Raw genomic sequence first — 16,290 nt, forward strand, 5'->3', positions numbered from 1 at the left:
AAAAATATTATGAATTATTTATATTTCAATAAAAAAAGAATAAGAAAAAATTTTTCAAAAGTAGTTAATAAATTAGAAGTTCCTAATTTATTATCTATACAAATAGAATCATTTAAGAATTTTATTAATAAAAATAATAATTTCTATAGTATAGATAATGTCCTAAATAATTTTTTTCCGATATTTGATAATAATAAAAATATAGAGGTAAGATATATAGATTATATATTAGATAAATCATTATTTAATACTAAAGAATGTAGAATAAAGGGTTTAACTTATTCTTATTCACTAAAGATAAATTTATTATTATTACAAAAAAATATATCTACTAATAAAATTATAGAAATACCTTTTAATAATTTATATGTATGTGAAATACCATATATGACAGTTAATGGAACTTTTATAATAAATGGTACAGAAAGAGTTGTAGTTCCTCAATTATCTAAAAGTCCTGGTGTTTTTTTTAATTATATAAAAGAAAAATCTTCATATAAAAAAAAAATATATAATGCTAAAATAATTCCTTATAGAGGTTCATGGATAGATATAGAATTTGATAATAAAAATATATTATTTATTAAAATAGATAAAAAGAAAAAAATACTTTTAACAGTTTTCTTGCGTGCTATGGGTATAAAAAGATATGATATATTGAATTTTTTTTTTAAAACGATTAATGTATTTTTTTGTGATAATTATAATATAATATTAGAATTTATTTTAGATAATTTTAATAATGAAGATTTAAATGTTATAGATAATATAAAAAATAATTTTAAAATAATAGAAGATTATATAGATAAAAATATAAGAAAAATTAAAATTAGTAATAAATATTTAATAAATAAGATAATTCACAGTTATAATGAAAAAAAATATTTTGATATAAAAGATAGTTTAATAACTGATAAAAAATTAGAATTTTTATTAAAAAATAAAATTAAAAATATAAAAATATTATTTATTGAAAAATATAATTATTTACCCATATATAATACTTTATTTGTAGATAATATAAATAGTCAAAATGAATCATTAATAGAAATTTATAAAATTATAAAACAGGGGGATGTACCTGATATAAAAATAGTAAAAAATTTATTTAATAATTTATTTTTCTGTGGAAATAAATATAATTTATCTTTTATAGGTAGGATGAAAATAAATAATTCTTTATATAAGAATAATTTATATAAAAATAAAGATGTTAAAAATAATGAAGATAAGTATATTAATAAATATGATATTTTATTTACTATAAGAAAATTAATAGATATAAAAAATAAAAAATATAATATAGATAATTTAGATGATTTATCTAATAAAAGAATAAAATTAATAGGTGAAATGATAGAAAATCAGTTTAGAATAGGTATATCTAGGTTAGAAAAATCTATAAAAGAAAAAATATCTTATATTTCTAACATAGAAAATTTAAATAAAAATGATTTAGTTAATTCAAAATTAATATCTTCAATAATAAAAGAATTTTTTACATCTAGTCAATTATCTCAATTTATGGATCAAAATAATTCTTTATCTGAAATTACTCATAAAAGAAGAATATCTTCATTAGGTCCTGGTGGATTAACTAGAGATAGAGCTGGTTTTGAAGCTAGAGATGTTCATTATAGTCATTATGGTAAATTATGTCCTATAGAAACACCGGAAGGTCCTAATATAGGTTTAATAAATTCATTATCATTGTATTGTAGAGTTAATAAATATGGATTTTTAGAAACTCCTTATTTTAAAGTTATAAATAGAATGATTACAAATGATATTGTATATTTATCTTCTTTAGAAGATTATAATTTATTTATTACTCAATCTGATATAAAAATAAATAATAATTATATTGAAGATGAATATGTTATGTGTAGATTTAAAGGAAATTTTTTACTTGTTAATAGTTGTAAAGTTAATTATATTGATATTTCTCCGCAACAAATTATATCAGCTGGAGTTTCATTAATACCGTTTTTAGAACATAATGATGCTAATAGAGCTTTGATGGGAACTAATATGCAAAGACAGGCTGTACCAATAATGGGATGTGAATATCCATTAGTTGGAACAGGATATGAAAAAATTATTGCTGATAATTCTTCTAACATTATTTTTTCTAAAAGAGGTGGAAAAGTTATATATATAGATTCTAAGTATATTGTTGTTAAAGTTAATTTATCAGAAATAGATTATAATTCAGATTTTGATTTAGGATTGGATATTTATGAATTAAATAAATTTGATAGATCTAATCAAAATACATTAATAAATAATAAAATTTGTGTTGAATTATTTGAAAATGTTAATAAAAAAAGTATTTTGGCTGATAATCAATGTACTGATATAGGAGAATTATGTTTAGGAAGAAATTTAAAAGTTGCTTTTATGTCTTGGAATGGTTATAATTTTGAAGATTCAATTATAATATCTGAAGATTTAGTGAAAAAAGATTTATTTACTAGTATACATATACAAGAATTTTCATGTATACAAAGAGAAACTAAATTGGGTCCAGAGGAAATTACTTGTTCTATTCCTAATATAAATAATCATAATATTTCAATGTTAGATAAATCCGGTATAGTTTGTATAGGATCGTATGTTAATGAAGGTGATATATTAGTTGGAAAATTAACACCAAAAGAAGAAGTTCAGTTAACACCTGAAGAAAAATTACTTAGAGCTATATTTGGTGATAAAAAATTAAATGTTGAGGATTCATCTTTAAGAGTACCTAATGGAGTAAGTGGTACAGTAATAGATATTCAAATATTTTATAGTAATAAATTTAAAAATAAAGATTTTAATGAAAATTCTAACATATTTATTAAATATAATATAATAAAAAAAAATTTATTATTTATAATAAATGAATTGAATAATATTTATAATATAGATAAAGATTTAATTTTAGAATTTATAAAATGTAGTGATAATAATTTATATGAAAAATTGTTAATTGAAATAAATAAAAACATAAAAAATAATGATTTATTTTTATTTTATAAAAAAATTTTATACAAATATATAAATATAAATAATTTATTAAATAAAGATATAGAATTAGAAAATATTAAAAATATTAATATTAGTGAATTATCACCAGGTATAATAAAAATAGTAAAAATTTATATATCTACAAAAAGAAAAATAAAAGAAGGTGATAAAATATCTGGTAGATATGGTAACAAAGGTGTTATTTCAAAAATATGTCCTATAGAAGATATGCCTTATGATGAAGATGGTAATATTATAGATATAATACTAAATCCTCTTGGAGTTCCATCTAGAATGAATATAGGACAAATATTAGAAACAAATTTATCTATGGGTCTAAAAAAAATAGGAGAAAATGTAGAAAAAATATTAAAAGATAATAATATTATTGAATTACGTAATTATATGAATAAAATATATAATTTATTTAATAAGAATTGTGAAATTGATTTTAATAAATTAAAAGAAAGTGAATTATTAATGTTATCTAATAATATTAAAAATGGATTACCTGTTTCAGTACCTCCATTTGAGGGTATTAATGAATATGAAATAAAAAGTATTTTTGAATTTGTTAATTTCCCTAATGATGGTAAAATAACTTTATATGATGGAATAACGGGTGAAAAATTTGATAGAAAAATAACTGTTGGTTATATGTATATGATGAAATTAAATCATTTAGTTGATGATAAAATACATGCTAGATCTACAGGATCATATAGTTTAATAACTCAACAACCGTTAGGTGGTAAATCTCAATTTGGAGGACAAAGGTTTGGTGAAATGGAAGTTTGGGCTTTAGAAGCTTATGGAGCAGCATATACATTACAAGAAATGTTAACTGTTAAATCTGATGATATATATGGTAGAATAAAGATGTATAAAAATATAATAAAAAATAATCTTACTATAGATCCTAGTATACCTGAATCATTTAATGTTTTATTAAAAGAATTAAAATCATTGTGTTTAAATATAGATTTAAAAAAAAAATAAGAGGTTAACTTGTGAATAATATTAATGAAAATGAATTTTCATATAAAAATTTTGATTTTATTGAGATATCTATAGCATCTCCTGATAAAATTAGATCATGGTCTTATGGTGAAATTAAAAAACCAGAAACTATTAACTATAGAACTTTAAAACCTGAGAAAGATGGATTATTTTGTTCTAGAATATTTGGTCCTATAAATGATTATGAATGTATATGTGGTAAATATAAAAAGATAAAATATAAAGATATGATATGTGAAAAATGTGGAGTAGAAATAATTTCTTCTAAATCTAGAAGAAATAGAATGGGACATATAGAATTAGTATCTCCAGTTTGTCATATATGGTTTTTAAGATCACTTCCTTCTAAAATAAGTATTTTATTAAATATAAGTTTAAAAGATATAGAAAAAGTTATATATTTTGAAAATTATATAATTACAGAATCATTTATTAGTAATATAAAAGTTGGAAATATAATAAATGAAGAAGATTATATATTATTGAATAAAAAATATTTTGGTAAATTTGTTGCTAAGATAGGAGCTGAAGCTATATTTGATTTGTTAAAGAAAATAAATTTAAAAAAAGAATATTTATTATTAATTAAAAAATTTAATCTAGAAAATAAATTAGAAAAAAGAAACAGGATATATAAAAGAATGAAAATAATAAAGTCTTTTATTAATTCTAATAATAAACCTGAATGGATGATTTTAACAGTTATTCCAGTTTTACCTCCTGATTTAAGACCATTAGTTCCATTAGAAGGAGGTAGATTTGCTACTTCTGATTTAAATGATTTATACAGAAGAATAATAAATAGAAATAATAGATTAAAAAGATTAATTGACTTATCTGCTCCTAATATAATAATAAAAAATGAAAAAAGAATGTTACAGGAATCTGTAGATTTTTTATTAGATAATGGTAGAAGAGGTAAATATGTTTTAAATTCAAATAAAAAACAGTTAAAATCTTTATCTGATATGATAAAAGGTAAATATGGAAGGTTTAGACAAAATTTATTAGGAAAAAGAGTTGATTTTTCAGGTAGATCTGTTATTATACCAGGTCCTAATTTAAAATTAAATCAATGTGGAATACCAAAAAAAATAGCTATAGAATTATTTAAACCTTTTATATACGGAAAATTAGAATATTTAAAAATTTCTTCTAGTATAAAGATGTCTAAAAAAATTCTTAATAAAGAAGATCCAATAATATTAGATATATTAGAAGATATAATGAAAGATCATCCTATATTGTTAAATAGAGCTCCAACTTTACATAGATTAGGTATTCAATCATTTGATCCTGTTTTAATTAATGGAGAATCAATACAATTACATCCATTAGTTTGTTCAGCATATAATGCTGATTTTGATGGAGATCAAATGGCTATACACGTTCCATTAACTATTGAGTCTCAATTAGAATCAAGAATATTAATGATGTCTGTTAATAATATATTATCTCCTGCTAATGGAGATCCAGTAATATTTCCTTCACAAGATATGGTATTAGGTATATATTATTTAACAAAAGTTGGAAATTCTACTATTAATAAAAATATTTATGATATAAATGAAATAGAAAAATTTTTTAATTTAAATATTTTAGGAATAAATGATAATATAAAAGTAAGAATTACAGATTATGATAATAATAAAAATGAATACAAAATAATAGTTAATACTACTGTAGGTAGATGTATTTTATGGAATGTGATACCAAAATTTATACCTTTTTATTTAATAAATAATACGTTAAATAAATCATTAATATTAAATATAATAAGTTATTCATATTTTAATTTGAATTTAAAGGATACTGTTATATTATTAAATAATTTAATGAAAATAGGTTTTAAATATGCAACTATTTCTGGTATATCAATAGGATTAGATGATTTAATTATTCCAAATGAAAAAGATAAGATTATAAATGATACTAATAATGAAGTTAATTATATTAATAAACAGTATGAATTAGGATTGCTAACTTATAATGAAAAGTATAATAAAATTATTGATATATGGTCGGAAGTTAGTGAAGTTATATCTAAAATTACGATAGATAAAATTTCTGATGTTAAATTAGATTATAATAATATATTTATGATGATAGATTCTGGAGCAAGAGGATCTTTAGCTCAAATAAGACAATTATCTGGTATAAGAGGTTTAATGACTAAAACAGATGGATATATAATAGAGAATCCTATTAAATCTAATTTTAAAGAAGGTTTAAATATAATAGAATATTTTATATCTACTCATGGTGCTAGAAAAGGTTTATCTGATACTGCATTAAAAACTGCTAATTCAGGGTATTTAACAAGAAGATTAGTTGATGTAGCTCAAGATATAGTTATATTATTAAAAGATTGTAAAACTAATAATGGAATTAAAATAGAATTAGATAATGTAAATAATGATAATTATATATCATTATTTAAAGATAGAATAATTGGTAGAATTTTATCACATGATATATATGATAATAATAAATTATTATTTAGTAGAAATACTTTAATAGATTATAAAATATTTGATATAATTATAAAATTATATATTAATCATATATATATTAGATCACCTATAACTTGTGAATTAAATAATGGAATATGTTCTTTATGTTATGGTATTGATTTATCAAAAGGTAATATTGTTAATATAGGGGAATCTGTTGGCATAATAGCAGCACAATCTATAGGTGAACCTGGAACACAGTTAACAATGAGAACATTTCATATAGGTGGAGCTATTTCAATAGTTGGTAGTTCTAATATAAAATTTAAAAATTCTGGAATTTTAAAGTTATTTAATTGTAAATTTTTAAAAAATTCAAATAATGAAAATGTTATTATATCTAAAAATTCTGAAGTTGGTATTTTAAACATTAATTTAAATAAAATAATAGAAAAATATAAATTACCTTATGGTAGTATATTAAATAAATTAGAAAATGATTTAGTAGATAAAAATGAAATAATAGCTTCATGGGATTATGGATCAATACCTATAATATCTGAATTTAAAGGTAAAATATTATTTGAAAATATAATAGAAAATAAAAATTTTATAAATAAAATAGATGAATATACTGGTATACCTTGTAAAATTATGATTTCTAATTATAATAATTATGATTATAAACCTTATATAAATATAGTTGATAGTAATAATAATATATTAAAAAAATATTATATTCCAGAAAAATCTATTATACATATAAATAATTTCGATAATATTAATTTAGGTGATGTTATAGCTATAACTCCTCAAAATATAAATGAAATAAAAGATATTACAGGTGGTTTACCAAAAGTTTCAGATATATTTGAAGCTAGAAAACCTAAAAATTCATGTTTATTAGCTGAAGAAACAGGATTTATAAGTTTTAAAATAGAAAAAAATAAAAAAAAAATTCTTATAAGAAATAATAATAATGTTATTATTCATGAAAATTATATAAATAAAAATAAAAATATGATAGTTTTTGAAAATGATTATGTTAATAAAGGAGATATTATTTCTACAGGTAATATATCTATACATGATATATTAAGAATAAAAGGATTAGATTCTTTAGTTAATTTTATTATAAATGAAATACAAAATGTTTATAAACTTCAGGGTGTTAAAATAAATAGTAAACATATAGAAATAATAATTAAACAGATGTTAAAAATTGTTATTATATTAGATTCTGGTGATTCAAAATTAATAAAAAATAGTTATATAAAATTAAATTATGTTAGAAAGATTAATAAAAAACTAATTAAAAATAAAAAAAGAGTTGTTGTTTATAAATATAGTTTAATTGGTATAACTAAATCTTCTTTATTAACTGATTCTTTTATTTCTTCAGCATCATTTCAAGAAACTACTAAAATATTAACTAATTCTGCTATTTGTAGTAAAATAGATTTTTTAAAAGGATTAAAAGAAAATGTAATATTAGGTAGATTAATACCAGCTGGTACAGGTTATTATTATTATAATAAAAATAAAAAAAATAATTAATTTTATAATTTATGATTACTATAAATCAATTAATAAAAAATCCTAGAAAAATTAAATTAAAAAAAACAGATGTACCACATTTAAAATCATGTCCTCAAAAAAGAGGTATATGCACTAAAGTATATACTATGACACCTAAGAAACCTAATTCTGCTTTAAGAAAAGTTTGTAAAGTTAAATTAACTAATGGTTTAGAAGTAACTGCATATATTCCAGGAGAAGGACACAATTTACAAGAACATTCTGTTGTATTAATAAGAGGTGGTAGAGTAAAGGATCTTCCAGGAGTAAGATATCATGTGGTAAGAGGTGTTTTAGATTGTGATGGTGTGAAAAATAGAAAAAGTAGTAGATCTAAATATGGAACAAAAATGTTAAAATAAAATAATTTTATGTCACGTAAAAAAATAAAAATAAAAAATAAAATTTTACCAGATATTAAGTTTAATTCTATTTTGGTGTCAAAATTTATTAATATTGTTATGAAAAACGGTAAAAAGTCCTTAGCATTAAAAATAGTTTATAGTTTATTAAATATGATAAAACTTAAAATAAATAAAAATGAAATAGATTTACTTGAAGAAATTATAAATAAAGTAAGACCTATGGTTGAAATAAAATCTAGGAAAATAGGAGGATCTACATATAATGTTCCTTTTGAAATAAATGATAATAGAAAAAATTCTTTAGCATTAAAATGGATAGTTAAATTTTCTAGAAAGAGATCTGGAAATTCTATGATAGAAAAATTGTATGATGAGATTATTGATATATCTCAAAATAAAGGATTATCTATTAAAAAAAGAGATGAAATTCATAAAATAGCTGATTCTAATAAAGCTTTTTCTTATTATAAATGGAATAATAAAAAATAAAATAAAAATAAAATAATTAATTTTTAAAAAAAAAAATGTATCGTATTATATCTATAGATAGATATAGAAATATAGGAATAAGTGCACATATAGATGCTGGAAAAACTACTTTTACAGAAAGAGTATTATTTTATACAGGAATTAATAGAAAAATTGGTGAAGTTCATGATGGTTTAGCTACTATGGATTGGATGAAACAAGAACAGGAAAGAGGTATTACTATAACTTCTGCATCTACAACATGTTTATGGAATGGTATGTATAATCAATATAGTAATCCTTATAAAATAAATATTATAGATACACCTGGTCATGTAGATTTTACTTTAGAAGTTGAACGTTCTATGAGAGTTTTGGATGGAGCAATAATGTTGTATTGTTCTGTAGGTGGAGTACAATCTCAATCTGAAACTGTTTGGAGACAAGTTAATAAATATAATATACCTAGAATAGGTTTTATAAATAAAATGGATAGATCTGGAGCTAATTATTTAAATGTTATTAATGAAATAAAGACTAAATTAAATTCTAATCCTATTATTTTACAACTAAATATAGGTGAAGAGGAAAATTTTACTGGAATAATAGATATTATAAAAATGAAGTCTATATATTGGGAAAATAGTGATTTTGGTACTAAATTTAAAATTTATGATAATATATCTAATGAATTTAAAAATAAAGTAAGTGAATTAAGAAATATTATATTGGAAACTGCAGCTGAATCTTGTGATGAACTATTTGATAAATATATTAATACTGGAACTTTAACTGAAAATGAAATTAAAAAAGGATTAAGAATAAGAACTATAAAAAATGAAATATTTCCAATAATGTGTGGATCTGCATTTAAAAATAAATGTATACAACCTGTTTTAGATTCTATAGTAGATTATTTACCATCTCCTAATGATTTATCAAATATAAAAGGTGTTATTAAAAATGGTAATAAATATATAAGTATTTATAGAAAAAATAGTGATAATGATCATTTTTCGGCATTAGCTTTTAAAATTTGTACAGATCCATTTGTTGGTAATTTAACATTTATAAGAGTTTATTCTGGTAAAATTAAATCTGGTGATATAATTTTAAATTATACTAAAAATAAAAAAGAAAAGTTGGGTAGAATAGTTCAAATGCATGCTAATAAAAAAGAAGATATAAAAAATGTTTTTTCAGGTGATATAGTTGCTATAATAGGATTAAAAGATATATCTACTGGTGATACTTTATGTAGTATAGATTATCCTATATTATTAGAAAAAATAGAATTTCCAAATCCTGTAATTTCTATGTCTATAGAACCGTTAACTAAAAATGATCAAGATAAAATGGGTATTGTATTAAATAAATTATTGCAAGAAGATCCTTCTTTTAAGGTTTATATTGATAATGATACTAATCAAACTATAATTTCAGGTATGGGAGAATTACATTTAGAAATAATAGTTGATAGAATGAAAAGAGAATATAATCTAAATGTTAATACAGGTATACCTCAAGTTTCTTATAAAGAAACTATTAAGAAAACATCTTCTTATGAAGGTAAATATATAAGGCAAACAGGTGGTAGAGGTCAATATGGTCATGTATTTATTAAAATAGAACCTAATAAATATAAAGATTATGAATTTATTAATAATATAATAGGTGGTGTAATACCAAAAGAATTTATACCTTCTATAGACAAAGGTATACAAGAACAAATGAAAATTGGAATATTAGCTGGTTATCCTATAATAAATATAAAAGCTACATGTTATGATGGATCTTATCATGAGGTAGATTCTTCAGAAATAGCTTTTAAGATAGCTAGTTCTATTGCATTTAAAGAAGCGTTTTTAAGAGCTGAACCAATTTTATTAGAACCTATAATGAAAGTTTTTGTAGAAACTCCCGAAGAATATATAGGTGATGTTATTAGTGATATAAGTAGAAAGAGAGGTATTATAAATAATATGGAAACTTTTAATAATTTAAGAAAAATAATATCTTATATACCTTTATCTGAAATGTTTGGTTATTCAACAGAATTAAGATCAAAAACTAAAGGTAGAGCTTGTTATAGTATGGATTTTTATGAATATAAAGAAGTTCCTATTGAAATTTCTAAGAAAATAATAGATTCAAAAAGTAAAAAAGTAAATTAAAAATATTATGTATAAAAAATTAAATATAATAAAAATAAAGGTAAAATCTTTTGATATTAAGTTAATAAATTTTGTAATGAAAGAAATAATAAAAATTTGTGAAAAAAGTAATGCTACTATATCTGGTCCTATACCATTACCTAATAAAAGAAAAAAATTTATAGTTCTTACATCTCCTCATGTTAATAAAGATGCTAGAGAACAATTTGAATTTTGTATACATAATCGTTTATTTTATATAAAAAAATATAGTAATAAATTGATAGATTTGTTATTACGTTTAAATATATCATCAGGTATAAAAATAAAAATAGATATTATATAAAAAATATGAATTTAAATAATAAAAATATTGTTAAAATATTTGGTATAAAATTAGGTATGAGTACAATATATAATAATTTTAGTTGTACACCTGTTACTTTAGTAAAAATATTAGATAATACAATATTAGATATAAAAAATAATAAAGATTTTATAAATTTAAAAATTTTATCTAAAAACATTTTTAATAATAAAAATAAAAATAAATCTTTTATTGGTATTTTAAGTAAATATAATATTTTTAATGGAAATACTTTACATGAAATAAATTTAGATAATAGTTTTATTAAATTATTTAAAATAGGTTATTCTATATCTATTGATTATTTATTAAATTCTAATAATATTAGTATAACTTCTAAGAGTAAAGGTAAGGGATTTTCAGGTGTTATAAAAAGATGGAATTTTAGTAAACAAGATTCAAGTCATGGTAATTCTTTATCTCATAGAGCACCAGGTTCTATAGGGCAAAATCAAAGTCCAGGTAGAGTTTTAAAAGGTAAAAAAATGTCAGGACATTATGGTAATGTTAATGTTACTATAAAAAATGTAAAAATATTAAGTAATATCTGTAATGATAATGTGTTAATTATTAAAGGTTCTTTACCTGGTTCGAATAAAAATATTTTAATTATTAAGTATGAAATTTAAAAAAAAAAATAAATAATTTTATTATGGAATTAATTACTGAAAATAAAAAAAATATATTTTTATCAGATAATGTTTTTAAAATTTGTTATAATAATAATTTAGTTAATCAGGTTATTATTACTGAATTATCTATAAATAGAAAAAATATTAAGTTTAATAAAAATAGATCAAGAGTTAAAGGATCTAATAAAAAACCTTGGAAACAAAAAGGTACTGGAAAAGCTAGATCTGGTAGTAAAAAAAGTCCAATTTGGAGATCTGGTGGTGTTACTTTTGGAAGTCAAGTAAGAAACTTTAAAAAAAAAATTAATAAAAAAATGTATTGTAAAGCTTTAAAGTGTATATTATCTAGATTTATTAGTAATAAAAAAATTATTATAATGGAAGATTTAAATATAGAAAATTATAAAACTAAAACTTTATTTAAAAAATTTAGTAGTATTTTAAAATATAAATTATTATTTATAATTGAAAATTATGATAAAAATTTATTTTTATCTTCAAAGAATATATATAATATTTGTATTATGAATTTAAATAATATTATAATAAGTAAAATAATAAATTATGATTTTATTATATTTACATTTAATTCTATAAAAAAAATTGAAGAAAGGTTATTAAAAAAATGAATTTTATAAAAAATAATAGAATTTTATTTGATGTTTTAAAAAAAATATGTCTTTCTAGTAAGACTACTTATTTATTTAATAATCAAAAAATTATATCATATAAAATATATTATAATATTAATAAAAATTTTGTTAAATTAGCATTTAAAAATATTTTTAATATTTATATTAAAAAAGTTAATATTGTTAATTATAAAATATATAAAAAAGGAAAATTTATAAAATTTAAAAAAGCTTATATTTTTTTAAAATAATTAATAAAATAATAAAATGATATTAATAAAATCTAAGCCAGTAACTCCAGGATTAAGACATTATATAAAAAATAAAAATAATTTTTTATATAAAAAAAAAAAATTTATTAATAAATTAATTGTACCTTTAAAAAGAAATTTTGGTAGAAATAATTTAGGTAGAATAACAACAAGACATATAGAAGGAGGTCATAAAAAAAAATATCGTATAATAGATTTTAAGAGGAATAAAATAGATATTATAGGATATGTAAAAAGATTTGAGTATGATCCTAATAGGTCTTGTTATATAGCTTTAATATTTTATAAAGATGGCGATAAAAGATATATAATATCTCCTAAAAATATTAATTTAGGTGATAAAGTTATATCTATTAATAATTATAATGAGAATTTTTTAAAAATAGGTAATTCATTAAAATTAGTAAATATACCTATAGGATATAAAATTCATAATATTGAAATTAATCCTGGTGAAGGAGGTAAAATATCTAGATCAGCTGGTAATTACTCTCAAATAGTATCTAAAGATAATAAATATGTTATAATAAAAATAAAATCCGGAGAAATAAGAAAAATAAATAATCAATGTAGAGCTACTATTGGTGAAGTAGGTAATAATGAACATATGTTAAAAAAAATTGGTAAAGCTGGTCGTAAAAGATGGATGGGTGTAAGACCTACTGTTAGAGGTACTGCTATGAATCCTGTTGATCATCCTCATGGTGGTGGTGAAGGTAGAAATTTTGGTAGACATCCTGTTACTCCTTGGGGAAAAAATTGTAAAGGTATGAAAACAAGAAATAATAAAAAAACTAATAAATATATAATAAAAAGAAGAAAATAATGTCACGTTCATTAAGAAAAAAACCATTTATAGATATAAGTTTATATAATAAAGTTAATAAATATTTAAGTAATGTTAAAAATAGTGGTAATATAACTACATGGTCAAGGAGATCTACTATATATCCGAATATGGTTGGATTAACTATAAATGTTCATAATGGTAAAAAACATATTCCATTATATATAACAGAAGAAATGATAGGATATAAATTGGGAGAATTTGTTTTTACAAGAAAATTTAAATCACATACTACTAATAAAAGAAAATTTAAAAAGGTATAAATTTGTGAATTATTTTATTTTTTCTAGATATAAAAATGCTAGAATTTCTCCTAGTAAATTAAGATTAATACTAAAAATAATAGACTATAGTAGTATATTTAATACTATTAATATATTAAAATTTTCTAATAAAAAAGGATCTTTTTTAATAAAAAAAACTATAGAATCTGCTATATCAAATGCGGAACATAATTATAATTTGAATATAGATTATTTAAAAATACATAGAATTTTAATAGATAAAGGTCCTATTTTAAAAAGAATAATGTTTAGGGCTAGAGGTAGATTTGATAATATATTTAAAAAAACATCTATTATAACAGTAATTTTGTCTAATAAAAAATAGTATAAAAAAAAATAATATGGGTCAAAAAGTTAATCCATTAGGATTTCGTTTAGGTTTTATAAAAAAATGGAATTCTTTATGGTTTTCAAATAATAAAAAAAAAATTATTGATAATATAGAAAAAGATATTTTATTAAGAAATTATTTAAAAAATAATTTACCTAATAATTATATTTCTAATATTATAATAGAATTTTTATATATGAATATAATTATTAATATAGTAACATCTAAACCTGGAATAATAATAGGGAAAAAAGGTGAGGATATAGATAAATTAAGGATTGGAATAGTTAAAATGTTAAATAATAAATATATTAAGTTAAATGTTATTGAATTAAAAGATTATAATTTAGATTCTAGTATAATAGCTAATAATATATCTTATCAAATAGAAAGAAAAATTTCTTTTAGGAAAATTATGAAAAGATATATTAATAATGTTATGAAATATGGTGCTTTAGGGGTTAAAATACAAGTTAATGGTAGGTTAGGTGGTGCTGAAATATCAAGAAGAGAATGGTATAAAGAAGGAAGAATACCATTGCATACTATTAGAGCAAATATAGATTTTAGTCAATCTATAGCTAAAACTAATTATGGTATTATAGGTATAAAAGTTTGGATATTTAAAAAAAATAAATAAAATTAAATATGTTACAACCAAAACGTAGTAAATATAGAAAATGTCAAAAGGGTAGAAATAAAGGTTTTTCAATAAATATGAATGTTGAGTTTGGTGATTTTGGATTAAAATCCTTAGGTAGAGGTAGATTAACTTCTAAACAAATAGAATCAGCTCGTATAGTTATAAATAAGTATGTTAAAAGACAATGTAAAATATGGATAAGAATATTTCCAGATAAACCTATTACAAAAAAACCTTTAGAAGTTAGAATGGGTAAAGGTAAGGGTAATGTTGAATATTGGGTTGCTATAATTAAACCTGGTAAAATATTGTATGAAATAAGTGGTGTTACAGAAAATATAGCAAAAGAAGCTTTTAGATTAGCCTCTTATAAGTTGCCATTTAAAACATGTTTTATTATTAAAAATAAATTAATATAATTAAATTATGAATATTTTTTTAAATATAAAAGATTTAGAATATAAATTAAATTTTTTATTATATAAAAAATTTTTACTAAAATATAAATTTAATATAAATTTATTAAAAAATAATAATTTATTAAAAAAAAATAAAAAAAATATATCTAATATTTTAAATCTAATTAATAAAATATATAAAAATAAAAAAAAATAAGATATGAGTGATAATAAATTAATAATTTTACGTGTTTTTAGTAAAAAAATGAATAAGTCTTTAATATGTATAAAAATTTTTTATAAAAAAAATAATATTTATAAAAAAAAAATAAAGAAAAGTATTAAAATAATTGTTCATGATAAAAATGATTTATGTAATGTAGGGGATTATATATATATTAAAAAATGTAAAAATATATCTAAAAAGAAATCTTGGATATTTGTTAAAAAAAAAATATAAAATATGATACAAGAACAAACTATATTAAATGTTTCAGATAATTCTGGAGCTAAAAAAGTTTTATGCATTAAGGTTTTAGGTGGATCTAAAAAAAAATATGCTTTTGTAGGTGATTTTATTAAAGTTTCTATAAAAAGTATTAATAATAAAAGTAAAGTTAAAAAAGGAGATGTTTATAAAGCTATTGTAGTTAAAACTAAAAAAAGAAAATTTAGAAAAAATGAAAATATATTTATAAATTTTGATATTAATTCTTGTGTTTTATTAAATGATATGAATATTCCAATAGGTACTAGAATAATAGGATTTATATCTAAAGATATAAAATATAAAGGATTTAATAAAATTGTATCTTTATCTAATGAATTATTTTAA

General features: G+C 19.6%; 16 protein-coding genes and 1 pseudogene. All 17 read left to right on the forward strand.

Annotated features, from left to right (window positions below; genetic code table 11):
- Window positions 1–9: 9 nt before the first annotated feature.
- Window positions 10–4,011 carry a DNA-directed RNA polymerase subunit beta gene (gene rpoB, locus JRY34_RS00920; protein WP_208967043.1) on the forward strand — a complete coding sequence of 1,334 codons (4,002 nt, stop codon included), beginning with the start codon at window positions 10–12 and terminating at the stop codon, window positions 4,009–4,011.
- A 59-nt stretch (window positions 4,012–4,070) separates the two neighbouring features.
- A pseudogene (gene rpoC / locus JRY34_RS00925) lies at window positions 4,071–8,024 on the forward strand (DNA-directed RNA polymerase subunit beta'); the annotation flags it as partial.
- A 29-nt stretch (window positions 8,025–8,053) separates the two neighbouring features.
- The gene (rpsL, locus tag JRY34_RS00930) at window positions 8,054–8,425 is read left to right on the forward strand and encodes a 30S ribosomal protein S12 (RefSeq protein ID WP_148708436.1); all 372 of its coding nucleotides are present in this window, start codon (window positions 8,054–8,056) and stop codon (window positions 8,423–8,425) included.
- Between the two features lie 9 nt (window positions 8,426–8,434).
- The gene (rpsG, locus tag JRY34_RS00935) at window positions 8,435–8,917 is read left to right on the forward strand and encodes a 30S ribosomal protein S7 (protein ID WP_148708437.1); all 483 of its coding nucleotides are present in this window, start codon (window positions 8,435–8,437) and stop codon (window positions 8,915–8,917) included.
- 35 nt (window positions 8,918–8,952) lie between these two features.
- Complete coding sequence (fusA, locus tag JRY34_RS00940; protein WP_208967045.1) at window positions 8,953–11,070, forward strand: elongation factor G; 2,118 nt, start codon at window positions 8,953–8,955, stop codon at window positions 11,068–11,070.
- Between the two features lie 7 nt (window positions 11,071–11,077).
- Window positions 11,078–11,395 carry a 30S ribosomal protein S10 gene (gene rpsJ / locus JRY34_RS00945; protein ID WP_208967046.1) on the forward strand — a complete coding sequence of 106 codons (318 nt, stop codon included), beginning with the start codon at window positions 11,078–11,080 and terminating at the stop codon, window positions 11,393–11,395.
- Window positions 11,396–11,400: 5 nt separating this feature from the next.
- Entirely contained in the window at window positions 11,401–12,045 is a 645-nt protein-coding gene (gene rplC, locus JRY34_RS00950) for a 50S ribosomal protein L3 (RefSeq protein ID WP_208967047.1), read from the forward strand.
- A 23-nt stretch (window positions 12,046–12,068) separates the two neighbouring features.
- Window positions 12,069–12,677: a 50S ribosomal protein L4 gene (gene rplD / locus JRY34_RS00955; protein ID WP_208967048.1), complete on the forward strand. Its 609-nt coding sequence runs from the start codon at window positions 12,069–12,071 to the stop codon at window positions 12,675–12,677.
- Window positions 12,674–12,931: an uL23 family ribosomal protein gene (locus tag JRY34_RS00960; protein WP_148708442.1), complete on the forward strand. Its 258-nt coding sequence runs from the start codon at window positions 12,674–12,676 to the stop codon at window positions 12,929–12,931. Before rplD ends, JRY34_RS00960 begins: the two co-directional genes overlap by 4 nt.
- Window positions 12,932–12,947: 16 nt before the next feature.
- Window positions 12,948–13,778 (forward strand): 50S ribosomal protein L2, encoded by an 831-nt coding sequence (gene rplB / locus JRY34_RS00965; protein WP_208967049.1) that lies wholly within the window; start codon window positions 12,948–12,950, stop codon window positions 13,776–13,778.
- Window positions 13,778–14,062, forward strand: a complete 285-nt coding sequence (gene rpsS, locus JRY34_RS00970; protein WP_208967050.1) for a 30S ribosomal protein S19 — start codon at window positions 13,778–13,780, stop codon at window positions 14,060–14,062. The genes rplB and rpsS overlap by 1 nt, the downstream gene beginning before the upstream one ends.
- Window positions 14,063–14,066: 4 nt before the next feature.
- Window positions 14,067–14,408, forward strand: a complete 342-nt coding sequence (rplV, locus tag JRY34_RS00975) for a 50S ribosomal protein L22 (protein ID WP_233455693.1) — start codon at window positions 14,067–14,069, stop codon at window positions 14,406–14,408.
- A gap of 16 nt (window positions 14,409–14,424) precedes the next feature.
- On the forward strand, window positions 14,425–15,054 hold the full coding sequence (gene rpsC / locus JRY34_RS00980) for a 30S ribosomal protein S3 (RefSeq protein WP_208967051.1): 630 nt from the start codon (window positions 14,425–14,427) through the stop codon (window positions 15,052–15,054).
- An 8-nt stretch (window positions 15,055–15,062) separates the two neighbouring features.
- Window positions 15,063–15,476, forward strand: a complete 414-nt coding sequence (gene rplP / locus JRY34_RS00985) for a 50S ribosomal protein L16 (protein WP_208967052.1) — start codon at window positions 15,063–15,065, stop codon at window positions 15,474–15,476.
- Window positions 15,477–15,483: 7 nt separating this feature from the next.
- Entirely contained in the window at window positions 15,484–15,672 is a 189-nt protein-coding gene (locus JRY34_RS00990; protein ID WP_208967053.1) for a hypothetical protein, read from the forward strand.
- Window positions 15,673–15,675: 3 nt separating this feature from the next.
- Window positions 15,676–15,915, forward strand: a complete 240-nt coding sequence (rpsQ, locus tag JRY34_RS00995) for a 30S ribosomal protein S17 (protein ID WP_267910903.1) — start codon at window positions 15,676–15,678, stop codon at window positions 15,913–15,915.
- Window positions 15,916–15,918: 3 nt separating this feature from the next.
- Complete coding sequence (gene rplN / locus JRY34_RS01000; RefSeq protein ID WP_148708449.1) at window positions 15,919–16,290, forward strand: 50S ribosomal protein L14; 372 nt, start codon at window positions 15,919–15,921, stop codon at window positions 16,288–16,290.

Source organism: Candidatus Nardonella dryophthoridicola (genome assembly GCF_017656055.1).
GTDB lineage: Bacteria > Pseudomonadota > Gammaproteobacteria > Enterobacterales > Enterobacteriaceae > Nardonella > Nardonella dryophthoridicola.